The sequence below is a fragment of the Roseateles sp. P1_C1_2 genome, assembly GCF_056406535.1.
On sequence record NZ_JBFUAB010000010.1, the window covers coordinates 1 to 24,005 of the forward strand.

At 68.8% G+C, this 24,005-nt stretch carries 26 protein-coding genes; 12 read left to right on the forward strand and 14 right to left on the reverse strand.

The features are described from left to right. Positions 1–842: 842 nt before the first annotated feature. The 7 genes from AC1D2H_RS11070 to pdxR form a co-directional block, all read right to left on the reverse strand. Positions 843–998, reverse strand: coding sequence for a DUF3096 domain-containing protein (locus tag AC1D2H_RS11070; RefSeq protein WP_082532451.1), 156 nt, complete (start codon positions 996–998; stop codon positions 843–845). Positions 999–1,114: 116 nt separating this feature from the next. After that, the gene (locus AC1D2H_RS11075) at positions 1,115–1,324 is read right to left on the reverse strand and encodes a hypothetical protein (protein ID WP_478010962.1); all 210 of its coding nucleotides are present in this window, start codon (positions 1,322–1,324) and stop codon (positions 1,115–1,117) included. Between the two features lie 41 nt (positions 1,325–1,365). Then, a complete protein-coding gene (locus AC1D2H_RS11080) occupies positions 1,366–2,370 on the reverse strand; it encodes an alpha/beta hydrolase (RefSeq protein ID WP_478010963.1) in 1,005 nt (334 codons plus the stop codon). Between the two features lie 194 nt (positions 2,371–2,564). Beyond that, positions 2,565–3,356 carry a hypothetical protein gene (locus tag AC1D2H_RS11085; RefSeq protein WP_478010964.1) on the reverse strand — a complete coding sequence of 264 codons (792 nt, stop codon included), beginning with the start codon at positions 3,354–3,356 and terminating at the stop codon, positions 2,565–2,567. A 68-nt stretch (positions 3,357–3,424) separates the two neighbouring features. After that, positions 3,425–4,177, reverse strand: coding sequence for a DUF1223 domain-containing protein (locus AC1D2H_RS11090; RefSeq protein WP_478010965.1), 753 nt, complete (start codon positions 4,175–4,177; stop codon positions 3,425–3,427). Further along, positions 4,152–6,941: a TonB-dependent receptor gene (locus tag AC1D2H_RS11095; protein ID WP_478010966.1), complete on the reverse strand. Its 2,790-nt coding sequence runs from the start codon at positions 6,939–6,941 to the stop codon at positions 4,152–4,154. The genes AC1D2H_RS11090 and AC1D2H_RS11095 overlap by 26 nt, the downstream gene beginning before the upstream one ends. 159 nt (positions 6,942–7,100) lie before the next feature. After that, entirely contained in the window at positions 7,101–8,552 is a 1,452-nt protein-coding gene (pdxR, locus tag AC1D2H_RS11100) for a MocR-like pyridoxine biosynthesis transcription factor PdxR (protein WP_478010967.1), read from the reverse strand. A 296-nt stretch (positions 8,553–8,848) separates the two neighbouring features. On the opposite strand from pdxR, the gene AC1D2H_RS11105 reads away from it, so the two are divergent. Beyond that, positions 8,849–9,397: a cysteine hydrolase family protein gene (locus tag AC1D2H_RS11105; protein ID WP_478010968.1), complete on the forward strand. Its 549-nt coding sequence runs from the start codon at positions 8,849–8,851 to the stop codon at positions 9,395–9,397. 65 nt (positions 9,398–9,462) lie between these two features. Here the strand turns inward: AC1D2H_RS11105 and AC1D2H_RS11110 are convergent, their stop codons facing one another. After that, on the reverse strand, positions 9,463–10,092 hold the full coding sequence (locus AC1D2H_RS11110; RefSeq protein WP_478010969.1) for a choice-of-anchor R domain-containing protein: 630 nt from the start codon (positions 10,090–10,092) through the stop codon (positions 9,463–9,465). Between the two features lie 8 nt (positions 10,093–10,100). After that, on the reverse strand, positions 10,101–12,317 hold the full coding sequence (locus tag AC1D2H_RS11115; RefSeq protein ID WP_478010970.1) for a phosphocholine-specific phospholipase C: 2,217 nt from the start codon (positions 12,315–12,317) through the stop codon (positions 10,101–10,103). A 127-nt stretch (positions 12,318–12,444) separates the two neighbouring features. Between AC1D2H_RS11115 and AC1D2H_RS11120 the strand changes: the two genes are divergently transcribed. The 10 genes from AC1D2H_RS11120 (at position 12,445) to AC1D2H_RS11165 (ending at position 19,280) form a co-directional block, all read left to right on the forward strand. After that, entirely contained in the window at positions 12,445–12,657 is a 213-nt protein-coding gene (locus AC1D2H_RS11120; RefSeq protein ID WP_478010971.1) for a cysteine hydrolase family protein, read from the forward strand. A gap of 3 nt (positions 12,658–12,660) precedes the next feature. Next, positions 12,661–13,338, forward strand: a complete 678-nt coding sequence (locus AC1D2H_RS11125; protein ID WP_477931971.1) for a response regulator — start codon at positions 12,661–12,663, stop codon at positions 13,336–13,338. Beyond that, positions 13,335–14,651, forward strand: a complete 1,317-nt coding sequence (locus tag AC1D2H_RS11130; RefSeq protein ID WP_478010972.1) for an ATP-binding protein — start codon at positions 13,335–13,337, stop codon at positions 14,649–14,651. Before AC1D2H_RS11125 ends, AC1D2H_RS11130 begins: the two co-directional genes overlap by 4 nt. Positions 14,652–14,862: 211 nt before the next feature. Then, positions 14,863–15,117, forward strand: coding sequence for a hypothetical protein (locus AC1D2H_RS11135; RefSeq protein WP_478010973.1), 255 nt, complete (start codon positions 14,863–14,865; stop codon positions 15,115–15,117). Between the two features lie 19 nt (positions 15,118–15,136). Then, a complete protein-coding gene (locus AC1D2H_RS11140) occupies positions 15,137–15,343 on the forward strand; it encodes an ATP-binding protein (protein WP_478011110.1) in 207 nt (68 codons plus the stop codon). Positions 15,344–15,421: 78 nt separating this feature from the next. Beyond that, on the forward strand, positions 15,422–15,805 hold the full coding sequence (locus tag AC1D2H_RS11145) for a hypothetical protein (RefSeq protein WP_478010974.1): 384 nt from the start codon (positions 15,422–15,424) through the stop codon (positions 15,803–15,805). A 104-nt stretch (positions 15,806–15,909) separates the two neighbouring features. Continuing rightward, positions 15,910–17,442, forward strand: coding sequence for a Do family serine endopeptidase (locus AC1D2H_RS11150; protein WP_478010975.1), 1,533 nt, complete (start codon positions 15,910–15,912; stop codon positions 17,440–17,442). A 104-nt stretch (positions 17,443–17,546) separates the two neighbouring features. Then, positions 17,547–17,945 (forward strand): hypothetical protein, encoded by a 399-nt coding sequence (locus AC1D2H_RS11155; protein ID WP_477931979.1) that lies wholly within the window; start codon positions 17,547–17,549, stop codon positions 17,943–17,945. A gap of 72 nt (positions 17,946–18,017) precedes the next feature. Further along, positions 18,018–18,407: a hypothetical protein gene (locus AC1D2H_RS11160; RefSeq protein WP_477931980.1), complete on the forward strand. Its 390-nt coding sequence runs from the start codon at positions 18,018–18,020 to the stop codon at positions 18,405–18,407. A gap of 6 nt (positions 18,408–18,413) precedes the next feature. Then, positions 18,414–19,280 (forward strand): hypothetical protein, encoded by an 867-nt coding sequence (locus AC1D2H_RS11165; RefSeq protein ID WP_478010976.1) that lies wholly within the window; start codon positions 18,414–18,416, stop codon positions 19,278–19,280. 5 nt (positions 19,281–19,285) lie between these two features. Here the strand turns inward: AC1D2H_RS11165 and AC1D2H_RS11170 are convergent, their stop codons facing one another. The 4 genes from AC1D2H_RS11170 to AC1D2H_RS11185 form a co-directional block, all read right to left on the reverse strand. Then, entirely contained in the window at positions 19,286–19,972 is a 687-nt protein-coding gene (locus AC1D2H_RS11170; protein ID WP_478010977.1) for a dioxygenase family protein, read from the reverse strand. 105 nt (positions 19,973–20,077) lie between these two features. Then, complete coding sequence (locus AC1D2H_RS11175; protein WP_478010978.1) at positions 20,078–20,692, reverse strand: glutathione S-transferase family protein; 615 nt, start codon at positions 20,690–20,692, stop codon at positions 20,078–20,080. A 148-nt stretch (positions 20,693–20,840) separates the two neighbouring features. Beyond that, a complete protein-coding gene (locus AC1D2H_RS11180; protein WP_478010979.1) occupies positions 20,841–21,713 on the reverse strand; it encodes a bile acid:sodium symporter family protein in 873 nt (290 codons plus the stop codon). Between the two features lie 4 nt (positions 21,714–21,717). After that, entirely contained in the window at positions 21,718–22,473 is a 756-nt protein-coding gene (locus AC1D2H_RS11185; RefSeq protein ID WP_478010980.1) for a class II aldolase/adducin family protein, read from the reverse strand. An 80-nt stretch (positions 22,474–22,553) separates the two neighbouring features. Here AC1D2H_RS11185 and AC1D2H_RS11190 point away from each other — a divergent pair, with 80 nt between their 5' ends. Next, on the forward strand, positions 22,554–23,228 hold the full coding sequence (locus AC1D2H_RS11190; RefSeq protein ID WP_478010981.1) for a Crp/Fnr family transcriptional regulator: 675 nt from the start codon (positions 22,554–22,556) through the stop codon (positions 23,226–23,228). A gap of 3 nt (positions 23,229–23,231) precedes the next feature. On the opposite strand, the gene AC1D2H_RS11195 is transcribed toward AC1D2H_RS11190, so the two are convergent. Further along, complete coding sequence (locus AC1D2H_RS11195) at positions 23,232–23,981, reverse strand: SDR family oxidoreductase (protein WP_478010982.1); 750 nt, start codon at positions 23,979–23,981, stop codon at positions 23,232–23,234. Between the last annotated feature and the right edge of the window lie 24 nt (positions 23,982–24,005).

A 24,005-nucleotide genomic window follows, 5' to 3' on the forward strand; every position in this document is an offset into this window, starting at 1 on the left:
GGGAGTGACCGATGAATTCAAGGGCGGCATCAGCTCGCCGGCTAACGAATGGGTCCCCTGCGTGCGTCCTTCATCAGGGTCCGCGGCTACCAAGCGCCGCAGCAATGACCGTTTGTAGTTTGGCCAGTCCGCACCTTGTTGTCTCGCCAGCGCCCGCCGACGCCACGGCTGCAGGTCTTGAAGGGAATACAGATGAAGAAATGGCCCGCAGTGCGGGCCATCTAGGCTTGGTTCGGCTTGACTACTGGGGAAGCCCTTGTAGTTAAAGCTCAGCGGACGGCGAGGCCGTCCGCTGCAGCGAGAGGTTAGAGGTCGTGCTCCTCACGCATCCATTCACGAAGCCGGTCGAAGCGCCTGTAAGAGAGCGTCAGCAGTTTCGTTGAACGCCACAACTTTTCGCTCTTCCGCAGGAGACGCTAGAAGCATTGCCCGCATTCGCTCAAGCTCTTGTTCAAGTGCCGTAGCTGCCGCGGGATTTCCACGGTGTGATGACAGAAGCAGTTTTAGCGCAACGATCATTGCAAGTTGAGCGCCAGCTGAATCTTCCGGATCGTGATGTGCCACGGCAAGCGACCTTTAACGTGTTGTAGTGCGACAAGCCGTGCGGCATAACACCGCGACCCGTGCCGTAACAGGGCGCCTGGATCCTTGCACAACTCGTTGTCGCGTCATCGTTTTCATGGGTTTTGCCGTACGTCCCTACCGTACTAAATTTACCGTCAAAAACCGCACCAGTTACATGTGCCGCAGGCGGACGGAGCGGCATCCACCCAGACGCTCCAAAGCGGCCGCTGAGGAGGTTCCGCTGCTGGCCGATCCGCGAAATTGGCAGTGAGCCCCGCCTAACCCAGGTGCATCTGACCGGCGCCCACCAAGCCGATCAGCCCGATCACGATCAGGTAGATTGCGACGATGTAGTTGAGCAACCTGGGAACCACGAGGATCAGGATGCCGGCGAGCAGGGAGATGATCGGGGCAAGGCCGAGATGGAGATTCATGGAAATTTCCTTGGTTATCGCACGGCCTCGACGACAAGAGCATCGCCAAGCATGCACGTCAGCCTACCCGAAAGCTGCCGATCGTCGGCGACGTCTCCTGGCCGCTTGGGGCGGCTTCAAGGACCTGCGTGGACACGACGCAAGCGCCACAGCGCCACGCCGAAGACGAGCAGGCCCATCGCCAGGGCTGGCACCAAGGTCACGACGAGGTTGCCATCCGGCGTGGCCCATGACACCGCGCCCGCGGTGACGATGGCAGCGACAGCCCCGAGCACGATGGCCGGCGATCTGGCTTTCCGACGCTCGCCCTGATTTGCGCTGTTCATGGATGGATCCTCTGACATGTTGTGCGGGGCTCCGGATTTGCTCAAGCAAGCGCCTTGGCCAGGATCGGCAGGCTGATGTCCATCCGATAGTCCACCGCCGTATGGTCGTCGCCGAATTCCTCGTAGACATGGGCGATGTCCATGGCGACCAGCCGCTGGTGCATGCGCCTGGCGCCATAGACCAGGTTGTATTGATCGACGTCGCCACAATCGATGTACAGGGCCTTGAGTGTCGCCAGCCCGTGGCCATGCTGTTCAACCAGGGTCAGCGGGTCCCAGGCCATCCAGTTCGCCCAGCGCTCGGGGATCAGTTCGCAGGTGTCCAGCGTCACCGGCAGGCGAACGCCATAGGGCATCGAAGGATCCGGGTCGAAGCTCGCCGCCTGGGCCAGCATCATGAGGATGTGCACATCGCTGTCCTTGGCCTTCCTGGCTTTCCAGAAGGCGTCGATCCACGCGCCGATCTCGGGCTTCTTGGCGAGCGCGCGCAGCACCGGCACGAATTCATGCCGGTAGAGAAGCTCGAACCCCATGTCGCCGGAATGCACGGCGGCCGCGCTCCAGAAGTCGGGGTGCAGCAGCGCATGGACCATGGCACCGTAGCCGCCGCTGGACTTGCCGAAGATGCCGCGCCGGCCCGGGCCGCCGCAGCCAAAGCGGGCTTCGACGAAAGGCACCGCCTCTGCCCGCAGGAAATCGTCCCAGCGTCCTACCGCGGTCGAGTTCACATATTGATTACCGCCGAGGCGGGTGAAGCAGTCCGGGAAGGCCACGACGACGGGCGGCATCGCGCCGGTCGCAATCAAGCGGTCGAGCCGCTCGGGCACGTTCTCGCCAAAGTTCTTCCAGTTGGTGTGGGCCGGCCCGCCTGCGGTGAACCCCACGACATCGACCAGCAGCGGCAGGCCGCGCCCATCATGCCCGGCCGGCACGTAGACGTCGATCGCGCGCAGGGTGGGGTCCCCGAGCAGATTGCCGGCGAGCACCTGGCTGTCAACTGCCAGGCGATGGACCGCACCAACGGCCATGTTCGAGCTTGTGCGCATCTCGGTTTTCTCTGCCTATCGACCCATGGATTGCCGCTGCCAGTGTGCAGCCGCTCGCCGACTGAGGATAGTCGCGAGCGGTTCTCGGTTCCAGCTCAACCCCGTGTCTCTGCCGAGGGCCGCACTACCGATGCTCGTCGCAAGGGCCAGCGATTCCGCTTGCCTTCACACGAAACGGCGGATCGCCGGCGCCATCACGGACGTGCGGCGCGAACACCCCAACCACCCGCAGGCCTGAACAGCGCACGGCCCAGGTGGCGGGCGACTTCGCCCATCGCCAGTTGGCCCTTGCTGGAGGCCACGCCCTCGCCGTAGACGATGACCGTCGCGTCATGAAAGCCGCGTTGCGCCCACGCCAGCGCGGCGGCGAAGACCTCGTCGGCGATGCCGTTGCGCCTTTCGCTGAGCGAGCCCATGCCGTCCAGGTTCAGCAGCACAAAACCCTGGCTGACGCCGCAGCGCAGCCACAGGCTTTCGACCTCGCGCAGGCGGCTGCTGATCGTGTCGACGGACAGGCTGCGCGTGTCGCAGGCCAGCGGCAGCTGCCAGAGATCCTGGCCACTGATCACATGCGCCGGCGCTCCGAACCAGGCTGTGGCCGACATCTCGATGTTGTCGGGCGCGTCGACGGGCCACTGGACGCGCGCGTCCGAAGCGCAGGCCGGCGTCCCGATGACCAGCAGCCCCGCGCGCAGCTCGCAGGCCAGGGCTTGGCGCACGGACTGACTATCCCGGCACAGCACGACGGGCAGATAGCTGTAGAGCCCGTCCAGCGCCTCCGGCCCCTGGCGGGCGAAGGCGTCGGAACGCGACTTCATGCCGGCCCACTCGACGAAGCCGGCGCGCAGCAGTTCCAGCGGCAGGGAGCCGCGGCTCACCCTGAGGTCCTCGCCGGTGGCATCGATCAGATAGGGCAGGCGATGCCTGAGGAGGTCCTGGGTGGCGTGGCGAGCGCTGGAGGCCAGGAACAGGTCGGGTGCATTCATGGCTTCATGATGGGCATGGCAGCCGGGCCCTTGAAGAGCCACCGGCCCTTGCGTCACAAGGAGCCGCTTCAGCAGCGCGGCTTCCAGCGCAGGGCCTGGACCGGCCTGCCGCTCGATGGATCGGTCAGCACCAGCGCGACCTCGCGCGTCCCGTCCAGCTCGCCTTCGTAGGCCAGATGAACGGGCATGCCCGGTGCCAGCTTGAAGGGGCGCAGCTTGCGGTAGTCGCGCACGACGAAGTCATGCTTCAGCGTGAGGCCGGCGTTCTCGCCGCCGCCCACATAGCTGCTCAGGCCGTTCTCGCTGGCGGCCCAGTAGCCGACCAGTTCCAGGGGCTTTGACGACTGCGACGAAACGCGTGCAGAGAGCCGGCGTCCTTCCACCTGCATCTCCACCGCCACGCCGGCGTCCGTGGCGACGGGAACGGGCGGCAGCGTGCGGTCGCGCCCGTTCACCAGCACCTGCGGCGTGTAGATGCCCGCGGCCCCGCTGACGGCCAGCACCTCCTTCTGCCGCCGCGTGTAGGCCGCACTGGCATAGCGGTCCTTCCAGTGCTTGTCGTCGAAGTAGTCGACGTGGAAGGCCAGCGGCAGCACGGACTTGTCGCCCGCCAGCGTGGACAGCCAGGCTTCGATGGGCGGGCAGGAGCTGCACTTCTCCGAGGTGTAGGTCTCGACGACGGTGGGCGGCGTGCCGCTGGCCTTCAATGCGCAGCTCTCACCCGGCGCCGCGACGGCGGGCAAGGCCGCCAGGATGGCGGCCAGGGCGACCACCAGCAGGGCCGCCACCCAGGCCTCAGAAGCGGTACGTCGCGTTGACATAGGCGAGCCTGCCGCGCGGGTCGTACAGCGACACGTCATAGCCGTACTGGAACTGGTTGCTGACGAAGATATAGGTCGGCGGGTCCTTGTCGAACAGGTTCTTGACGCCCACGGCCAGCTGCAGGCCGCGCCAGCCCTTCCAGCTGACTTGCGCGTCGTAGAGGGCCTGGCTCGGCACGTGGTGGGCGTTGCCGTTGAGGTCGTCGCCGTCGCGATAGCCCGTGTAGTAGTTCTGCACCAGCGTGGCCGACCACGGTCCCTTCGTCCAGGTCGCGCTCAGCATGTGCTTCCAGCGCAGTACGACGCCGCCGCCGTTGGCGCCCAGCACGGGCGAGCCGTCGCTCTCGACGGTCGTGCCCACCTTGTGCGACAGGAAGCCGCCGGCGCTGGCTTCGTCGAACTTGCTCATATAGGTGCCGACGAGGTTCACGTCCAGCCGCCCGAAGGCATAGGTGTCGCGCCAGACGAGGTCGACGTCGAAACCGGACAGCTTCGCGTCGCCGGCATTGGTCAGGGCGGTGGTGATCTGCTGGATCTCGTTGGCCGGGCTCACCTTGACGAGACCGGCATAGGCCGGGTCGCCGCGCCGGAAGCCCGAGACCACCTCCTGGGCGGAGGGCGCGTTGATGATGTCCTTGAGGCGGATCTTGAAGAAGTCGACGGTGGCGGAGAACTGGCGAATGGGGGACAGCACGAAGCCCACCTGGCTCTGGCGCGAGCGCTCAGGCTTCAGGTTGGGGTTGCCGCCCGACAGGCCGTTCACCTGAAGATCGGTCTGGCCCGTCGCGGGGTCGTCGAACTGCTCCGAGGAGCCCAGGGTTTGCGGCGTCCAGAGGTCGACGAGGGTGGGCGCCCGAAAGCCCGTGCCCGCTGAAGCGCGAAACACCAGGCCGTCGGCCGCGCGCCAGCGCAGGCTGCCCTTGTGGTTGCTGGACGAGCCGACGTCGTTGTAGCGGTCGCTGCGCACCTCGAGCGACGCCTCCAGCGACTTGAACACCGGCACGCTCAACTCCCCGAACAGTGCCTTCACATTGCGCGAGCGGTCGATGGGCGCCACCGAGCCGCCCAGGCCGGCGATGTCGCCGCTGAAGAGGGCCGCGGACGGGTCGGTCTTGTAGGCCTCCTTGCGGTACTGGAAGCCGAGGGCGTATTGCGCGGCGCCGGCGGGCAGGCTGAAGGCCGGGCCGGCCACCTTGCCGTCCACCACGTCCGTCTTGGCCAGGCCGTTCAGGGTCTGGCCGGTGTAGGCCGTGGCCTTGAGCTTGTCGACCAATTGCTGCGATTGCTGGCCGCCCGATGCCCAGGGGTTCCACAGGCTGTTGTTGGCCGGATCGTTGATGACGGCCGCATAGCCGACCTGCGAGAAATAGCCGTTGACGGCCTGACCCTTGAGCTTGCTCTCATTGTGGGACGCGGCCAGCTCGTAGTCGTGCTCGCCGACATGGCCGTTGGCGCCCAGCGTGATGCGGGCCTGCGTGCTGGTGTCGCTGTTGATGCGGCTGCCCAGCGCCGACTCGCGCACCGTGACGGCCAGCGGCTTGCCGATCAGGTCGGTGAAGCCGCGCGACTGCAGATAGGCCGTCGGGTAGTTGGGGTTGCCGGGCAGCAGCAGCAGGGCCGGGTCGACGTGGCGCTGGCCAAACAGGTTGTCGGTCTCCAGGAAGGAGGCGCGGATGGGGCTGGCCTGGAAGCTCTGCGTGATCTTGCTCTGGCCCCACAGCAGGTCGGCGAACACCTCGAGGTTGTCGGTGGCCTTCCAGATCAGGTTGGCGGTGAGGTTCTTCAGTTCCCGGTTGGGAACAAGGCCCACATAGGGCGCGCTGTCGAAGGAGCAGACCGGGGCGCCCTGGAAGCCGCCGCTGGCACGCTTGAACATGCCGATCGTCGTGCAGTCCACCGGGCTGCCGTAGCTGCTGTTGGGAGAGCGGAAGAAGCGATAGCCCGGCGTGGCCTCCACCTCCTGCAGCGTCTTGCCGGGGATCCAGGCCCCTTCGATATTGCCCTGGCCGGTGGCGCCATTCGTGTAGAAGGGCGGCACATTGCCGCTGCGGGCGAAGTCCCGCTCTCGGCCGTACAGCGCGTCTTCCTTCTCGTAGGCGGCGGACGCGACGACGCTGAAGCGGTCGGCATCCAGGTCGCCGAAGCCGGCCACGATGGACGCCTTGTGGTTCTTGCCACCGCCGTCGCGCGTCGGGGCGCCGGCCGACACGCCCACCTGCACGCCGTCGAAGGACTTGGTCAGGATGAAGTTGACGACACCGGCCACCGCGTCGCTGCCATAGACGCCCGAGGCGCCGTCCTTCAGGATCTCCACGCGCTCGATGGCGGCCAGCGGGATGGTGTTGACGTTCACCGAGGCCTGGGCGCCGCCCGGAAACGGCGCGAGGCGGCGGCCGTTGACGAGCACCAGCGTGCGGTCGGCGGTCAGGCCGCGCAGGGAGACGGAGGACAGCCCGCCGGTGGACGAGCCCGCGCCCATCGCGTTGGTCGTGGAGCCCATGCTGGAGGCCGCCGAGATCGATGCCAGCAATTGCTCCGTGCTGGTGGCGCCGGTGCGCGCGATGTCGGCCTTGGTGATGATCTGCACGGGCAGCGCGGTCTCGGAGTCCACGCGCTTGATGGAGGAGCCCGTCACGAGCACCCGCTCAAGCTGCTGCCCCGAGGCGTCCGCAGTCTGTGCCTGGGCGCTGGCGCACAGCGTGATCGTGGTGATGGTGACCAGGCCTCGCACCAGCGAGGCGATCGGTTGGAGTTGGTGTTTCATGGGGTGGCGTCGTCTCGAACGGTTGGGACGAGCCAGTCTGGGACGCCCCCTTGGCAGCGGATAGGGCCACTTTCCAAGCACTCACTTGGAGCCAATTGGCGGCCACAGGGAAAGTCCCCCGTGACCATCGTCATGGGTCGACCGGGACGGAAGCGGGGTCTAGACGAGCGCCCGTGCCTCGCCGCGCATCACGTCGGCCAGGCATTCACCCAGCATCGCGGTGGCCGCGTTGATCTGGGCAACGGACAGCGCGGCAAAGCCCATCAGCAGCCCTGGAAGCCGAGGCTTGCGCGTGTAGTGATGCTCCACCTCATGCAGGCCCAGGCCTCGCGCGGTGGCGAGCGCGATCAGCGCGGCCAGCTGGGCGTAACTGAGCTCGGGAAACCAGCAGATCAGGTGCATGCCTCCGCCGCTGTCATCGATCTGGACGAAGGCCCCGCAATGGGCCTGCAGGCCAGCCAGCAGCGCGCGCCGGCGCTTCTTGAGTTCGAGGGTGGCGCGCTTGAGGTGGCGCACATAGGCGCCGCTCGACATCAACCGTGCCACCGCCGCCTGCTCCACCGCGCTGCAGCGCATGTCCGCCAGCATCTTGGCCCTGATCAGATCGCGGCGTACCGGCTCCGGCGCGATCATGTAGCCCAGCCGTATCGACGGCAGCAGCGTCTTCGTGAACGTGCCGATGTAGAGAACCCGGCCGTGGCTGTCCAGGGAATGCAGCGCGGGCGGCGGCCGGCCGTCGAACTTGAACTCGCCGTCGTAGTCGTCCTCCAGGATCCAGAAGCCCTGCGCGGCGGCGCGCTCCAGCATGGCGGCCCGGCGCTGCAGCGACATCACGCGCCCGGTCGGGAACTGGTGCGAGGGCGTCACATAGGCCAGCTTGATGCCTTCGATGGGCAGGGCGTCGACCTCGATGCCCTCGTCGTCCACCGGCACATGCTGCACCACCGCGCCATGGGCCGTGAAGGCCTGCGTCGCGAGCTGGTAGTGCGGCTCCTCCAGCACCACCTTCTCCCCTTCGTCGACCAGAACGCGCGCGGCCAGCGAGATGGCCTGCTGCGTGCCGTTGACGATCACGACGTCGGCGGCCGTGCAGCGGATGCCGCGGTATTTGCCCAGGTGATCGGCAATCTGGCTGCGCAACTCCAGCAGGCCCTGGGCCGGCGCGCCATGGGCGCCGGTGCGCTGCGCGGCGTGGATCAGCGCCCGCCGCCAGATGGTGAACAGGGCCACGTCCACCATGGGCTCGCCATATTGCAGATTCCAGCGCAGCCCCTCTTCGCGCTTTTCCAGCGTCACCGGCGGCAGCGACCTCACCCGGCCGGCATAGCGGCTCTGCGCCTGCACGGGCAAGGGCGGCTGCGCCGGCTGCGGCCGTGGCGGGCGGGCCGCAACGCGTGTGCCCGAACCCGACTTCGCCACGGCGAACTGTTCGGCGCACAGCGATTCATAGGCGGCGATGACGGTGTTGCGCGAGACGCCGAGCTTGGCCGCCAGCTCGCGGGTCGACGGCAGGCGCGACCCGGCCGCCAGGCGCCCGTCCTGTATGCCCTGCTTCAAGGCCCTCAGCACCTGCGCCTGCAGGTCACCCATTCCGTCCAACGCGAGAAACATCCTTCACTCCGCCTTGCCGACAGTGACGAGCGCCGGGCATCCCGTCGTGATCGAGAAGCTCGGCATTGAACTTCGAATCCGGCTTGGGTAGCAACTCGCGACCCCGGGTCATCGTAGGGGTGCACAGGCGCGGCCTTGCGCGACGGCCCACAACGCCCGTCGCCCGCAGCCTCCTGTGTTCGTCCTACGATGCGCGGCGTCAGCGTGGCGAAACTGGTAGACGCACGGTCGCAACCGTCCCTGCGAGGGGTGCAGGCTTCGACACCTGCCGCTGACACCTTCCCTCCTCTCATTCCATGCCGCTTCTTCTCATCATCGACATGCAGGTCGGCATGACCTGGCCCCAATCCGGCAGCCGCAACAACCTGCAGGCCGAGGCCCACATCGCGCGGCTGCTGGGCGTCTGGCGTGAGGCCGGCGCGCCCGTCGTCCACGTGCGCCACATGTCGCGCACGCCCGGCTCGCCGTTCTGGCCGGGCCAGCCGGGCGCCGAGTTCCAGCCCGCGCTGGCGCCCCGCGACGGCGAGCACATCGTCGAGAAGAACGTGCCCGACGCCTTCACCCACGCCGGCCTGGAACGCTGGCTGCACGCCCGTGGCCACCGCTCGCTGGTCATCGCCGGGGTCAGCACCAACAACTCGGTCGAGGCGACCGCCCGCAGCGCCGGCAACCTGGGTTTTGAGACCCATGTGGTGGCGGACGCCTGTTTCGCCTTCGGCAAGACCGATCTGCGCGGCGTCGATCACCCCGCCGAGGAGGTGCACCAGATGGCCCTGGCCAATCTGCAGGGCGAATACGCCAGCGTCATCGACACCGACGCCGCCACCGCCCTGCTGGCCCGCTGACGCCTTGCAACGCAAGGCTATGGTGTCCGCATCCGCCTGCTGAGCGTCGAGGACAACCTTGACATTTAGCCCTTGCGGCGGCGCGCGAGCGCGGTGAGGCCGATGAGGCCGGCACCGCCCAGCAGGAGCGCGGCCGAGGCCGGCTCCGGCACGGCCTGCACGGCGACCGACAGCTGGTAGGGCGCGGCTGCCGCGTTGGCGCTGAGGCCCAGCGTCGCGCTGTAGTTGGCGCCACCGGCCACGCCGGGACCGCTCAGGTCCTGGGACCAGGACCACTCCACCGCGTTCGCACCGACAGCTTCCAGCTGGACCCAGTAGGTCGTGTTGGCGGCGAGCTGGACACCGGCCGCTGGCTTGAAGGTGTAGGCGGCGAAGTCGGCCGTCGACACCGCGGCGCTGGACAGCGTGCCCAGCGTGGCGATCAGCGCGCCGGGGCCGGTGGCGCTGTCGGCGTGCAGGCTGACGAGCACGTCGCCGACAATCTGAGCGTTGTCGCTCTTCAGCAGCGCCGTGACCTGGGTCAGCACGAGGCCGGCGTTGGCGCCGGTGCTGAAGGAGTCGGCCAGCGGGCCGAAGCTCAGCAGCGGATCGGCGCCGTCACGGGAGCCGGCGAGGTTGTCGAACAGCGTGGCGGCGTGGGCGGAGGGCATCGCCGCCACGATAGCCGCAGTCAGCAGGGTGCGAAGCAGGTGCATGGTGATCCTCAGAGCAAGGGGTCGCTGATGCCGGCGACGCCGGTCTCGACGTGGCCGGCGAAGTGGGCGAGAAAGCGCGCGTCGCCGTCGGCGCTCACCGCCAGGTCGTACCAGCGCGAGCTGGTCTGCAGCGACCAGTCGGAACGGAAGCTGGCCCCGGGCTGCAGGGTCTGGTGCGAGCTGGCGTTGGTGTAGCGGTCCGTCACGGTGACCGTCACGGCCGCTTTGCCGGCGTTGGTCACGGTCAGTGAGAGGCCACCCGTCGCGCGGCTGGTGCTGCCGCGCACGGTCAGCTTCGCGGCACCCGCATCCAGGCTGCCGGCGTAGCGACGGAAGAAGCCGTTGGGGCCGTTCACGCTCACGTCGTAGGCGCCACCGGCCGGCGTCGTCCAGGTGTCGGCCAAGGTCTTGCCGGTCTCCACCGTGTAGCCCCAGGGGCCGGTACCGCCGCCGGCGACGCAGCCATTGGCCGTGCGCACATGCAGCCAGGCGCCGGCGCTGCCCGTGTTGGCGAAGTCGAGGCTGAAGCCGCTGCTGGACAGCGGCGTCCAGTCCGCCTGCAGCTCGTAAGGCAGCGCACGGGCCAGCCGCGTGCCGCTCTCCTGCACCGGCATGGCCTGGTTGGCCGGCACCGGTGGCGTGTAGGTGCTGTACTTCTTGCCGCTGACAACGTCGGCCTGCGGCGGCGCGTACGACGCGGTGCTGGGCAGGCGCGCGGCCGTCGCATTGGGCAGCGTGAAGTCCAGCGTCGAGCTCAGGTCGCCGCAGACGGCGCGGCGCCACGGCGAGATGTTGGGCTCCATGACACCAAAGCGCTTCTCGATGAAACGGATGATGGAGGTGTGGTCGAAGGTCTCGGAGCAGACCCAGCCGCCTTTGCTCCAAGGCGAGATCACGAGCATGGGCACGCGCGCGCCCAGGCCGTAGGGGCCTGCCGCGTAGCTGCCGGCCCCAGGATAGATCTCGTTGACGGTACTGACCGTGGACTTGCCCTGCGCGGCGGTGGCCGGCGGCGTGGGCGCGACGATGTGGTCGAAGAAGCCGTCGTTCTCGTCGAAACAGATGATGAAGACCGTACTGGCCCAGACCGCGGGGTTGGCGGTCAGCGCGTTCAGCACGTTCTGGATGTACCAGGTGCCATAGCTGGTGGGCCAGTTGCTGTGCTCGCTGTAGGCCTCGGGCGCGGCAATCCACGACACCTGCGGCAGCGTGCCGTTCAGCACGTCGGCGCGCAGCTGGTCGAACAGCGTGCCGTTGTTGAAGGCACCGCCATTGAGCAGGTTGGTGCCGGTGCGGCCGCACTCGTAAAGCGGGCTGCCGGGTTGCGCATTGCGGTACTGGTTGAAGTACAGCAGCGCGTTGTCACCGTAGTTGCCGATGTAGGGGTTGGCGCCGTCCCAGCCCCAGGAGCCGGTGGCGTCCAGGCCGTGGCCGACGTCCTGGTAGACCTTCCACGTGACGCCGGCCTGCTGCAGACGCTCGGGGTAGGTCGTCCAGTTGTAGCCCTGCTCGGCGTTGTTGACGACCGGGCCCAGGGGCGGCGTGCCGTTGCCGGCGTTGCTCCCGCTGGCATTGAGGGCCAGGGTGCCCGGCGTGCTGCCGGTGTTGGTCACATTGATGCCACCCGGCAGCGTGCCGTTCTGGCCGCACCAGCCCGACCACAGGTAGTAGCGGTTAGGGTCCGTCGACGCCATGATCGAGCAGTGATAGGCGTCGCAGATCGTGAAGGCGTCGGCCAGCGCGTAGTAGAACGGGATGTCGGCGCGCTGCAGATAGGCCATCGAGACCTTGCCCTTGGCGGGCACCCAGCGGTCGTTGTGGCCGTCGTTCCAGGCCTTGTGCGCATCGGCCCAGGCATGCGGCAGGCCGGTCAGGAACTGCTGGCCCAGGTTGGCCGCCGTGGGGTGGAAGGGCAGGATGGTCGGCGGGTTCTGCGTGGCGCCGGCCGCGTTGAGGTTGGGCTGCTCGAAGATGGGCTTGCCTGAGCCGTACTGCTTCACCGCGCGCGGGTCGCCAAAGCCGCGCACGCCGCGCAGCGTGCCGAAGTAGTGGTCGAAGGAGCGGTTCTCCTGCATCAGCACGACGATGTGCTTGACATCGGCGATGGTCCCGGTCGCACCCTGGGCGGGGACGGCCAGCGCCTGGCGGATGCTGTCGGGCAGCGCGGCCGCGGCGCCCGCCCCTGCCATACCGCGCAGCAGCGCGCGGCGGTCGATCTTCGTCATGTCTTGCATCCTCTCGGCTCGAAGGCGCGATGCGCGCCGTTCGGAAAATTCTGCTCACGGTTTGTGGCAAGCCGGTGGCAGTACCGTGGCTAGGGGGCCTTGCAGTGGATGACGTTAACCTCGCGCCATGCCCGTGCTCCTCATCATCGACATGCAGGTCGGCATGACCTGGCCCCAGTCCGGCGCCCGAAACAACCCGCAGGCCGAAACCCAGATCGTCCGCCTGCGTGACAGTTGGCGCCGCGCCGTCGTCCACGTGCCCCAAATCTCGCGCACGCCCGGCTCGCCGTTCTGGCCGGTTTGGCCCGGCGCCGAGTGCCAGCCCGCGCTGGCCCGCTGAGCCATGCGCCTCCTTCTCGTTGAAGACGACACGATGATCGGCGAGAGCCTGCGCGAGGCGCTGCGCCGCCAGGGCTTTGCGGCCGACTGGGTGCGCGACGGCCAGGCCGCCGATGGCGTGCTGGCCAGCGGCGAGCGCTTCGACGCCGTGCTGCTGGACCTCGGCCTGCCCAAGCGCGGCGGCATCGACGTGCTGAAGAGCCTGCGCGCCCGCGGCGACGCGACACCCGTCATCGTGCTGACCGCGCGCGACGCGCTGAGCGACAAGGTGGCCGGCCTGGACGCCGGCGCCGACGACTACCTCGTCAAGCCCTTCGAGCTGGACGAGCTGCTGGCCCGGCTGCGCGCCCTCGCACGCCGCCACGGCGGCCGCACCGACACGGCCCTGGCCGTGGCCGACCTGCGCCTGGACCCGGCCACGCGCGAGGTCACGCGGGCTGGCAAACCCATCCTGCTGTCGGCGCGCGAGTTCGCCCTGCTGCAGGCACTGCTGGAGCGCCCCGGCGCCATCGTGTCGCGCGCCCAGCTCGAGGACCGCCTCTACGGCTGGGGCGAGGAGCTGGAGAGCAACGCCATCAGCGTCTACATGCACCAACTGCGCAAGAAGCTCGGTGCCGATCTGCTGCATACCGTGCGCGGCCTGGGCTACTACGCCGGCCCTGAAAAAGGCGGCGCGCCATGAAGTGGCTGGGCACCTTGCGCGGCCGCCTCTTCGCGCTGCTCGCCCTCCTCGGCGCCGTGACGGCCCTGGCGGTCGCCGGCGCCACCTATGTCAGCGTGCGTGCCGAAGCCGACGAGCTGTTCGACTACCAGCTGCGCCAGACGGCGCTGTCGCTGCGCGACCAGGGCCGCATCGCCGGCGACGAGGCCGCGGCGCTGGCCGACCCCAGCCTGGACTACCTGGTGCAGATCTGGTCCGTGCAGGGCCTGGAGATCTATTCCAGCCGGCCCCAGGGCATGACCGAGGCACTGCCGGCGCGCGCGGTGCTGGGCTACTCCAACCTGCACCTGGCCGGGCAGGACTGGCGCGTGTTCAGCGCGGCGACGCCGCTGCGCGTCGTCCAGGTGGCCCAGCCGCTGGCCGTGCGTCAGCGCCTGGCCGCGGTGGCCGCGCTGCGCAGCGTCGTGCCCGTCGCCGTGGCCCTGCCGCTGGTCGCGGCGGCCATCTGGTGGCTGCTGGGCGTGTCACTGGCGCCACTGGCCCGCGTGACCCGCGCAGCCCAGGCCGGCGGTGCCAACGCGCTCGACCCCCTGCCCACCGCCGACCTGCCCGGCGAGGTGGCGCCGTTGGTGGAGGCCTTCAACGACCTGCTCGGGCGGCTGTCCTCGGCTTTCGACGCCCAGCGCAGCTTTGTCGCCGACGCGGCCCATGAGCTGCGCTCGCCGCTGACGGCCTTGAAGCTGCAGCTGGGCCTGCTGCGCGACGCGGCGCCCGGAGAAGAGCAGGGCAAATCCATCGCCCGCCTGCGCGGCGGCATCGACCGTGCGGTGCACCTCGTCGAGCAGTTGCTGGCGCTGGCCCGCGCCGAACCGGGCGCGTCGGCGGCGACGCTGCCGCTCGACCTCGTCGACCTGGCGCGCCAGGCCGTGGCGGATGTGCAGGCCCTGGCCGACAAGGCCGGTGTCGCCGTGTCGCTGACGGCGCCCGATCCGCTGCCCCTGACCGGCGATCCCCAGGCCCTGCGCGGCGCGCTGCGCAACCTCATCGACAACGCCGTCAAGTACGGCGCCCGGACGGTGCAGGTGAGCGCCTTGCGCGGCCTTCGCGGCGCGCCGCTGCTGCGCGTGGACGACGACGGCCCGGGCATTCCGCTGCAAGCGCGCGAGCGCGTCTTCGGCCGCTTCCAGCGCGGTGAGGATTCGACGGTCGAAGGCAGCGGCTTGGGCCTGGCCATCGTGCAGGCGGCGGCGCGGCACCAGGGGGCCAGCGTGACGCTGGACACCTCGCCGGCCGGCGGGCTGAGGGTGGAGATGGTCTGGACCCCTGAACGCTAGATCGTCAGCTCGCATCCGTTTTGCAGCGGGAGCGGTCCTCGGCAGTGGCTTCGCCGTCCGGCAGTCCTCAACCCTAAGGATGAACTGCCCGTCATGGTATGGCAACGTGCCGTTAGCACGATGCGAGGGTGTCCGAATTAAATCGATTCGATCTTCAGCATCGTCGGTCCGCGGTGCCTGTCTCACCGCCCAACCCTTTGAAAGAACCGACATGGGCGAAAGAGAAATTGCGGGAGAAAACCTTGCCACGTTGCAAACCTACGCCAAAGATTCCTTCAAGAGTCTCGAAAAGAAGTGCAGGTCGAGTGATGGTCAAGACAAGACCACGCGCAAGAACATGATCCAGTTCATGATCGACAACGGATTCGCGAAAGAGAAGGCTCCGGGTCACAGCTCCGGAAAGCCCGGCGACAAGATGCAGGACGCAACCAAGAAATGGATTCAGAGCGTTCAGAAAAAGATCTGAACCGGATGCCACGGCGACGATTCGCCCTCGGATGCGATCGTCGCCTTCGCAAGTTCTCTCTGCAACGATGGACGACGAGGGCCCGGGCATCCCGCTGGAGGCGCGCGCGAGGGTCTTCGACCGCTTCCAGCGCAGCGCGGGCGAGACGGTGGAGGGCAGCGGTCTGGGCCTGACCATCGTGCAGGCGGCGGCACTGCAGCAGGGGCCAGAGCATCGTCTAAATTGAGGACGGCACGACCGCGCTCTGCTAGATATTCGGTTTGCATGACTGTACAAATACACAGCATCAACTGGAGCAAAAGCCATGACTCCTCACGAAGCTCAACGCGTCATCGATGCCCTTGCCGATGGCGTGGACCCGGACACCGGCGAGCTCTTCCCGGAAGAAAGCATTCTTCTGAAGCCTCCCGTGATCCGAGCTCTCTTCGTGGCATCGCGAGCGTTGGAAGGATCTCGCAGCGCAGCGGCCAAGGCGCAACCCGGCCAGGCTGGCAAGCCCTGGTCGCAGGAAGAGGATCAGCGCCTTCTCGAGGCCTTTGACGAGGGGGCCGATCTGGCTGCGCTGACCGCGTCTCATGATCGTTCCAAAGGCGGCATCGCCTCCCGTTTGATGTTGCTGGGTCGCATCAAGGCGAGGGCCGAGATCAGCGCTCGCCGTCAGGTGGCTGCACCGGCAGCGGCGCCTTGAGGCCCCTTAACTTTCACCTCACCTTCGCCTCATCCAGCGCTCATCTGGCATCCCCAGACTCCCGGCATCGGCTGCACCACCGCAGCCGGCTTGAGGAGCCTTTGATGACCCAGACCGCCAAGACCACCTTGATCGCCACCGCCGCCGCGCTGCTGGCCGCCGGCGTCACCGTCACGACGACCGCCTCGGGCTGGACGGCGCCCGCGTGGCTGCAGGGCAAGGCACCGGTCAGCGCGCCGGTGGCGGGCGAAGCCACGCCCGCAGCCACTGCAACAACCGTCGCCGCCGCCACCACGCTGGCCGCACCGGCCGTGGCCCTGCCGGCCGCCCAGTTGCCCAACTACCGCGCCATCGTGCAGACCCAGGGCCCTGCCGTCGTCGGCATCACGGTGGCCGGCCTGCACAAGGTCGGCAATGACGACGGCGACGAAGGCCCGGTCGCGCGCGGCGACGACGACCCCTTCTTCCGCTTCTTCCGCGGCATTCCCGGGCTGCGCATGCCGCAGCAGGGCCCGCAGCCTTTCCGCGGCCAGGGCTCGGGCTTCATCATCAGCAGCGACGGCCTGGTGCTGACCAATGCCCACGTGGTGCGCGACGCCAAGCAGGTCACCGTCAAGCTCAGCGACCGCCGCGAGTTCTCCGCCAAGGTGCTAGGCAGCGACCCGGCCACCGACATCGCCGTGCTCAAGCTCGACGCCCAGGGCCTGCCCACCGTGCAGCTGGGCGACCCCAAGCAGGTGCAGGTGGGCGACTATGTGCTGGCCATCGGCGCGCCCTATGGCTTCGAGCAGACGGCCACGCAGGGCATCGTCAGCGCCAAGGGCCGCTCGCTGCCGGGCGACAGCGTCGTGCCCTTCATCCAGACCGACGCGGCCGTGAACCCCGGCAACTCGGGCGGCCCGCTGTTCGACGCCGCCGGCCGCGTCGTCGGCGTCAACGCGCAGATCTTTTCGCAGAGCGGTGGCTTCCAGGGCCTGGCCTTCTCGATTCCCGTGGACGTGGCGCTGAAGGTCAAGGACCAGATCGTCGCGCACGGCAAGGTCGAGCATGCCCGGCTGGGTGTCACGCTGCAGGACCTGTCGGCGCCGCTGGCCTCGTCCTTCGGCCTGGGTGCGCCCGACGGCGCCCTGGTGTCCAGCGTCATGCCCGAAAGCGCCGCCGCCAAGGCCGGGCTGAAGGCGGGTGACGTCATCACCGCCATCGACGGCGAGCCGGTGCGCGTGGCGGGCGATGTGTCCAGCCGCGTGGGCCTGGCCCGCCCGGGCGAGAAGCTCAAGCTGGAGCTGTGGCGCGACAAGTCGCGTGTCAGCGAGACCGTCAGCCTGGGCCGTGCCGACAAGGACACGCAGGAAGCCAGCGCTTCGCCCCAGGGCGGTTCGCTGGGCCTGGCGCTGCGCCCGCTGGAGCGCCAGGAGCTGCGCGGCTCGGGCCTGGACCATGGCCTGCTGATCGAGCGCGTGACCGGTCCGGCCCAACTGGCCGGCGTGCAGCCCGGCGACGTGCTGCTGGCCCTGAACGGCAAGCCGGTGCAGAACGTGGAGCAGGTGCGCGACGCACTGAAGGGCAAGCCGGCCTCGGTGGCCTTGCTGGTGGCGCGCGACGGCCAGCAGATCTTTGTGCCGGTGCGACTCGGCTGACCTCTGAAGGCGGGCGGCCGGGGCCGTGCAGGCCGGGCCGGCCCGCCTTTCCCCCAGGGCGTGTTCTGCGGAGAATCGGCGCATCCGTTGCCGAGGAGACCCGGATGACCACCGCTACCCGGACCGCAAGCCCCGACCCCGCAACGCTGAGCATGCTGGCCTTCGGCGTCTACGCCATGCTGACCGGCGTGGGCCTGATCGCCAGCCCCGGCACCGTGCTGAGCCCGCTCGGCATCGCGACACCCTCAGAGATCTGGATCCGCGTCGTCGGCCTGCTGGCTCTCGTTGTCGGCTACTACTACTGGGCCTGCGGCCGCGCCGGTGCCATCGCTTTCTACCGGGCCACGATCGCGGGGCGGCTGGCCTTCTGCACGGGTTGCGTGATGCTGGTGCTGCTGGCCGGTGCTCCGCTGCAGCTATTGCTGTTCGGCTTTGTGGATGTGGCGGGGGCCGCCTGGACGGCATGGGCGTTGCGAGGCGCCACCTCACCAGCCCCAACGTAAAAACTCACGAACGATCAAGCGTTCGCTGAATCGCGCCCCGCGCTGAGCTAGGCTGCGCAGCACGCAGCGTGCGTGGAGGCAACCCTGGAAATCCTGTTTGAACTGCTGCTCGAGCTGATCTTCCAGGTCTTCGGCGAACTGCTCGTAGAGCTCGGCCTGCACGCCGTGGCCGAGCCCTTTCGCAAGCAGCCCAATATCTGGATGGCCGCGCTCGGCTATCTGCTGCTGGGCGGCATCGTCGGCGCGCTGAGCCTGTGGCTGATGCCGCAGCACCTGACGCACGATGGCTGGCCGCGGCTGGTCAATCTCGTCATCACGCCGGTCATCGCCGGCTTCGCGATGACGCTGATGGGCCTGTGGCGCGCTCGCCGCGGCGACCCGGTGCTGCGCATCGACCGCTTCGCCTGCGGCTATCTGTTCGCGCTGACGGTGGCCGTCGTGCGCTACAACTTCGCGAGCTGAGTCGCCATGGACGCCTTCCGCTGGGTATTGATCCTGATCGCCGTCGGCACCGCCGCCGCCGCCGCCCTCTGGTTCGGCCTGAGCGCGCCGGCCAAGGCGCCGGTCCCGGAACCCGAGGCCGCAGCCGTGGCCGCACTACCCCTGGCCTTGCCGCCCTCCGCACCCACAGCCGCCAGCAACGCCGCGGCGCTTGCCAAGCCGGCAATGGCGACTGCAAGGCCCGCGTCCGCCGCCAAGCCGGCCGCAGCGCGCGTCGGCTCCGAGGGCTATGGCCCGCACATCGATCGCGCCATGGCCGGCAGTGATGCGGCCGCAGCCTGGGAGGCCATGAAATGGCTGCAGCTGTGCGCCTCCAATGCCGACCGGCGCAACAGCTTCGAGCACATGCGCAGTGTGGGCGTGTCGCCGGAGATGATGACCCAGCTGATGCAGGAGGCCGATGCCGAGGCGCGGCGCTGCCAGACCATCACGCCCCAGCACCAGGCCATGCTGGGCGAACTGGCCCTGCGCGCCATGCGCGGCGGCATCCGCGAAGCGGCCGCGAAGTACGCCGGCGTGACGCAACCGGACGAGCTGACGGCGGCCATGCGCCAGGAAGTGCTGGACACCCTGCGTCGTGACGCCCGCTCCGGACATGCAGGCAGCCTGTTCGGCGCCATCATTGCGCCGGACGCCTGGGGTCTGGACGACGCTGAGAAGCTGGGCTATCTCTTCGCCTATGGCGAGCTGACAGGCAAGCAGGGCCAGGACCTGGTCAAGCAGCTGATGCAGCAGAAGGTCATCCGCTTCAAGGCCCTCCCCACGCCCGAGCAACTGGCCACGGCCAAGACCACTGGCCAGCAGATCATCGAGACCCTGCGCGCCAAGCCCTAGCGCGCTCAACCGAAGGCCAGCACGATGTCCCAGGACACGGCCAGCGCATCGCTCTCCTGCCGGGCCGTCGGCGTGCCGGGGCGGGCGATCAGCGTCTTGCGGTCCTCGGGCTCCTGCAGCTTGAGCAGCGGGTCGGCCTCGTTGGCGGCCTCGCCCTCGAAATACATCTGCGTGACCAGCCGTGAGGCCTTGCCGCGCACGTCGAAGTGGATGTGCCGGGTGCGCGGACCGTAGAGGCCGGGCTGGATGGTCTTGAGCCGATAGCTGCCGTCCGGGCCGCTGCGGATGCGCGCATAACCCTGGAAGTCGGGGTCCAGCGGCGCGGCGCTGGTGTCACCCGGGTGGGTATAGCGCCCGGCCGCGTTGGCCTGCCAGATCTCCAGCACCGCATTGGCAATGGGCTCGCCACGCGGGTTGACCACGCGGCCACTCACATAGAGCAGCTGGCCGAGGGCGCGGGCCTTGTGGCCGGCGATGCGGCTGAGATCGAAGTCCTGGTCCTTGGGCAGGCTCAGGGGATAGAAAGGCCCGAGCGCGTCTTCGGCCGTCTCGTGGCGCAGCGTGTCTTCGCCAAGGGCTTGCGAAGCGCCTGCCAACCCGGCGGCGCCCAGCAGCAGATGGCGACGGGTCAGCCGCGAAGCCGGCGTTGGATGAGGGTCACCGTCGTGCTGAGTGGCAGTCGGAGTCAGCATGGCAGCCCTCGCTCGCAGTGTGATTTGTCAGCCCATCCTAGGCTTCATGCCAGCGCTGGAGAAGGGCCGCCGGGGGGGCCCCGACCCCCATCTTGAGGAAGGGTTTCAAGGCATGCCGTTGTCGACGAACTCGGCAAACCCGGGCCGCGCGCTCAGGCGCAGCATCCAGGCACCCACCGCAGGCAATGCCGCGCGCTCGATGGGTGCGTTCTTCCAGCGCTGCGTCGACAGGCCGAGCACGACGTCGGCCAGCGTGAAGTCGGCACCAACCACGAAGGCCCCCGTGCTGGCGAGCTGCGCATCGAGCAGGCCCATGTGCCTGTTCCAGTTGGCCACGCCGGCCTGGACGGCCTCGGGCGTGGCCGGCTGACCGCGCACCAGGGCCATGAAGGCGACGCGCCAGCTGTTGTTCAGCTCACCGGCCTGCCAGTCCATCCACTGCTCGACCCGGGCGCGCGCCTGCGGCTCGGCCGGCAGCAGGCTGGTCGCGCCGGCCTTGGTGGCCAGGTAGCGGCAGATGCTGTTGCTCTCCCAGAGCGTGAAATCGCCGTCGATGAGGACGGGAATCAGGCCGTTGGGGTTCATGGCCAGATAGCCCGCCTCCTGCGGCGAGCGAAAGCCCGCGCCCCAGTCTTCGCGCTCCAGCGCGAGGTCGAGTTGCGCGGCGGTCCACATGACCTTGCGGACGTTGATGGAAGTGAGGCGGCCAAGGAGTTTCATACAGCGATCTTCCCTGAATCCAGCCACCGCTGCACTGCGGGCCGAGCGCCGGGCCGCTCCCAAGCCGGCCCGCCTTGGGCGATGTGCTCGCGGCTCGAAGCCGTGGGCATCGCCGTCCCCTCGGGGGACCGACCGGGCTTGCCGGCGTTCAGCCGGCGCGAGACCGGGCGAGGGGCCCTTGTCGCAGCCACCACCCGAAGGCCAGACCCGTGAGGTACATGCTGACCGAGTACAGCGCCGCCGGCAATGCGACCGGGAACTGCTGCAGCACGCCAAGCGCCAGGTAGAGCGCCAGCGTCGAGTTGTGGATGCCCACCTCGAAGCCGATGGCGATGCACAGCGGCCGCGGCAGCCGCACCGCGCGGCCCAGGCCATAGCCGGCGGAGAGGCTCAGCAGATTGAAAGCCAGCACCGCGCCGCCCAGCTCGCCCGCGGCGCCGAGCAGGGCCTCGCGTTCCTTGGCGATGGCCAGCACCGTCAGCACCACCAGCAGCACGGCCGACAGCGCCTTGACGGGCTTGTCCAGCCGCGCCGCGATGTCGGGCCGCATGCGGCGCACCGCCATGCCGGCCAGCACCGGCACGGCGATGACGCCGATGACCTCTGCCAGCTTCTGCCACGGCAGCGGCACGACCTGGCCGCCACCGGCGTAGTGGGCGATGGCCCAGTTGGCGATCAGCGGCAGCGTGACGAGGGACAGCAGGGTGTTCAGCGCCGTCAACGACAGATTCATCGCCACATGGCCGCCGAACAAATGGCTGAACAGATTGGCCGTGATGCCTCCTGGTGACGCGGCCAGCAGCATCAGGCCGACGGCGTAGAGCGGTGGCAGCTGGAAGGCGGCAATGACGCCCACGCAGGCGAGTGGCAACACGAGGAGTTGCAGCGCGAGCGCCAACACCGCGGCGAGCGGATGCTCGCGCAGGCGGCGGAAGTCGCCCACGGTCAGCGACAGGCCCAGCCCGGCCATGACGATGGCCAGCACGCCGAGCAGCGCGTTCGTCAACACCACGGTGGTCATGGCTTCAGTCCTTGTAGTTGCTGCCCAGGCGGTCCAGCTTGCGCAGCAGCGCCGGCCAGACGAAGGCGCCGCCCATGCCGCCGGTCTGCACGCGCATGGCCTCGGCGGTGCCGCGCAGGATAGCCGGGTGCACCTCGGTCAACGGGCCGCCACCGCTCTGCGCGGCGAGCTGGATGCGGCAGGTGGCCTCGAAGGCGTGCATGGCCAGGAAGGCATCGGCGACCGACGCTCCCACGGTCAACAGGCCATGGTTCTTCAGCAGCAGGAAGGTGTTGGCGCCCAGGTCGGCCTGCAGCCGCGGGCCCTCGTCGAGGCGGAAGGCGACGCCCTCGTAGCCATGCGTGCCCAGCGACGCCAGCACGAAGGTGGACTGCTGCGAGATCGGCAGCACGCCACCGGCCTGGGCACTGACAGCCACGCCGGCGGTGGTGTGGGTGTGCAGCACGCATTGAACGTCATGCCGGGCCGCATGCACGGCGCTGTGGATGACAAAGCCGGCCGGGTTGACCGGATAGGGCGACTCGATGACCTTGCGGCATTCGCCGTCCACCTTGACGAGGCTGCTGGCCGTGATCTCGTCGAACATCAGGCCATAGGGATTGATCAGGAAGTGGTGCTCGGGCCCGGGCACGCGGGCGCTGATGTGGGTGAAGACGAGATCGTCCCAGCCCATCCATGCCACGAGGCGGTAGCAGGCGGCGAGGTCTTCGCGCAATGCCCATTCTTCGGCGCTCACCTGGTCGCGCACGGTCGTCGTCATCTCGGTCTCCTGGGTTGTTGTGCCGCGATTGGGGCATGCGAGGGGCTGGCCCCTCTGTCTGAAACCAGACAATTCAGGGCATGCCCGAATCCGACCTGTTGCGCGCCAACCCCTGGTTCGCCACGCTGCCCGCGACACTGGCCGAGGCCGTGCTGGCGGCCGGCCGGGTGCAGAAGCTGGCCGCCGGCGAGGTGCTGTTCCGCCAGGGCGACGCGCCGGGTGACTGGCACGCGGTCTGCCGCGGCGCGATCAAGGCCAGCAGCGTGGCGGCGGACGGCAGCGAGTCCATCCTCGCGGTGCTGGAGCCGGGCAACTGGTTCGGCGAGATCTCGCTGCTGGACGGCGGCCCACGCGTGCACGATGCCACCGCCGTCGGCGCGACGGCCGTGTTCGCAGTGCCGGCCGAGGCCTTTGCGCGCTTCATGCAGGACGCCGTCTTCGCGACGGCGCTGGCCCGGCTGATGGCCGGGCGGCTGCGCACGCTGTTCGGCATCGTCGAGGACGCGACGCTGCGGCCCACGCGCGCCCGCCTGGCCCGTCGGCTGGCGCTGCTGGCGCGCGGCGATGCCACGCAGGCCATCGAGCCGCGCCGGCAGCTGCCGGTGTCGCAGGAGGCGCTGGCCATGATGCTGGGCCTGACGCGCCAGACCCTCAGCAAGGAGCTGGGCGAGTTGGCCAAGGCGGGCGCGTTGAAGCTGGGCTATCGCAGCATCGACATCCTCGACGCCGCGCTGCTGGACCGGCTGGGCGCCTAGGGTTCACTCAGCTTCGGCGGCCCACTGCACGGCGTCGGCCCCGGCCGGGATGCGCATGGGTGTCGACGGATCGGTCGCGGCACGCCAGACGGCCTCGGCCACATCCTTCGCGCGCGTTCCTGCGCCCGTGGACGCCTGCATGCGGGCGATGGCCTGGGTCATGAACTCGCCGTACACCGCGTCGTCCATGCCGCGCAGGTGGGACCGTGCCGTGTCGCGGAAGCTCGTCTCGCCCGAGGAGCCAGGCAGCACGATGCGCACGCGCACGCCGAAGTGGTCGACCTCGCTCGCCAGCGACTCGGTGAAGGCATTCACCGCCGCCTTGGCCGCGCGGTACACGCCCACCAGCGGCAGCGGCTTCAGCGTGGCGCTGGAGGTCACATTGACGATGACGCCGGACTGGCGCTCACGCATCTGCGGCAACACCGCCTGCGTGACGGCCATCGTGCCGAAGGTGTTGGTTTCGAACAGCTCGCGGATGGTCCCGGGGCTCGTCAGCTCGAAGGGCGCGGGCGCGCCGAAGCCGGCGTTGTTGACCAGCACGTCGATGGGCCCGGCGGCCGCCACCGCGCGGCGGATGCTTTCGGCGTCGGTGACATCCAGCGGCAGCAGGCGCAGCCGCTCGGACGGGGGCAGCAAGCCTTCGCGCGGGGTGCGCATGGTGGCGATCACGTGCCAGCCACGTTCGAGGAACAGGCGTGCGGTTTCGAGGCCGAAGCCGGAGGAACAGCCGGTGATCAGGATGGTCTTCATCGAGGTGCTTTCATGAGCGGGGTG

Coding starts and splice junctions, on each gene's coding strand:
- AC1D2H_RS11070 (WP_082532451.1), bottom strand. CDS start 998: ATGAATCTCCATCTCGGCCTTGCCCCGATCATCTCCCTGCTCGCCGGC.
- AC1D2H_RS11075 (WP_478010962.1), bottom strand. CDS start 1,324: ATGAACAGCGCAAATCAGGGCGAGCGTCGGAAAGCCAGATCGCCGGCC.
- AC1D2H_RS11080 (WP_478010963.1), bottom strand. CDS start 2,370: ATGCGCACAAGCTCGAACATGGCCGTTGGTGCGGTCCATCGCCTGGCA.
- AC1D2H_RS11085 (WP_478010964.1), bottom strand. CDS start 3,356: ATGAATGCACCCGACCTGTTCCTGGCCTCCAGCGCTCGCCACGCCACC.
- AC1D2H_RS11090 (WP_478010965.1), bottom strand. CDS start 4,177: ATGTCAACGCGACGTACCGCTTCTGAGGCCTGGGTGGCGGCCCTGCTG.
- AC1D2H_RS11095 (WP_478010966.1), bottom strand. CDS start 6,941: ATGAAACACCAACTCCAACCGATCGCCTCGCTGGTGCGAGGCCTGGTC.
- pdxR (WP_478010967.1), bottom strand. CDS start 8,552: ATGTTTCTCGCGTTGGACGGAATGGGTGACCTGCAGGCGCAGGTGCTG.
- AC1D2H_RS11105 (WP_478010968.1), top strand. CDS start 8,849: ATGCCGCTTCTTCTCATCATCGACATGCAGGTCGGCATGACCTGGCCC.
- AC1D2H_RS11110 (WP_478010969.1), bottom strand. CDS start 10,092: ATGCACCTGCTTCGCACCCTGCTGACTGCGGCTATCGTGGCGGCGATG.
- AC1D2H_RS11115 (WP_478010970.1), bottom strand. CDS start 12,317: ATGACGAAGATCGACCGCCGCGCGCTGCTGCGCGGTATGGCAGGGGCG.
- AC1D2H_RS11120 (WP_478010971.1), top strand. CDS start 12,445: ATGCCCGTGCTCCTCATCATCGACATGCAGGTCGGCATGACCTGGCCC.
- AC1D2H_RS11125 (WP_477931971.1), top strand. CDS start 12,661: ATGCGCCTCCTTCTCGTTGAAGACGACACGATGATCGGCGAGAGCCTG.
- AC1D2H_RS11130 (WP_478010972.1), top strand. CDS start 13,335: ATGAAGTGGCTGGGCACCTTGCGCGGCCGCCTCTTCGCGCTGCTCGCC.
- AC1D2H_RS11135 (WP_478010973.1), top strand. CDS start 14,863: ATGGGCGAAAGAGAAATTGCGGGAGAAAACCTTGCCACGTTGCAAACC.
- AC1D2H_RS11145 (WP_478010974.1), top strand. CDS start 15,422: ATGACTCCTCACGAAGCTCAACGCGTCATCGATGCCCTTGCCGATGGC.
- AC1D2H_RS11150 (WP_478010975.1), top strand. CDS start 15,910: ATGACCCAGACCGCCAAGACCACCTTGATCGCCACCGCCGCCGCGCTG.
- AC1D2H_RS11155 (WP_477931979.1), top strand. CDS start 17,547: ATGACCACCGCTACCCGGACCGCAAGCCCCGACCCCGCAACGCTGAGC.
- AC1D2H_RS11165 (WP_478010976.1), top strand. CDS start 18,414: ATGGACGCCTTCCGCTGGGTATTGATCCTGATCGCCGTCGGCACCGCC.
- AC1D2H_RS11170 (WP_478010977.1), bottom strand. CDS start 19,972: ATGCTGACTCCGACTGCCACTCAGCACGACGGTGACCCTCATCCAACG.
- AC1D2H_RS11175 (WP_478010978.1), bottom strand. CDS start 20,692: ATGAAACTCCTTGGCCGCCTCACTTCCATCAACGTCCGCAAGGTCATG.
- AC1D2H_RS11180 (WP_478010979.1), bottom strand. CDS start 21,713: ATGACCACCGTGGTGTTGACGAACGCGCTGCTCGGCGTGCTGGCCATC.
- AC1D2H_RS11185 (WP_478010980.1), bottom strand. CDS start 22,473: ATGACGACGACCGTGCGCGACCAGGTGAGCGCCGAAGAATGGGCATTG.
- AC1D2H_RS11190 (WP_478010981.1), top strand. CDS start 22,554: ATGCCCGAATCCGACCTGTTGCGCGCCAACCCCTGGTTCGCCACGCTG.
- AC1D2H_RS11195 (WP_478010982.1), bottom strand. CDS start 23,981: ATGAAGACCATCCTGATCACCGGCTGTTCCTCCGGCTTCGGCCTCGAA.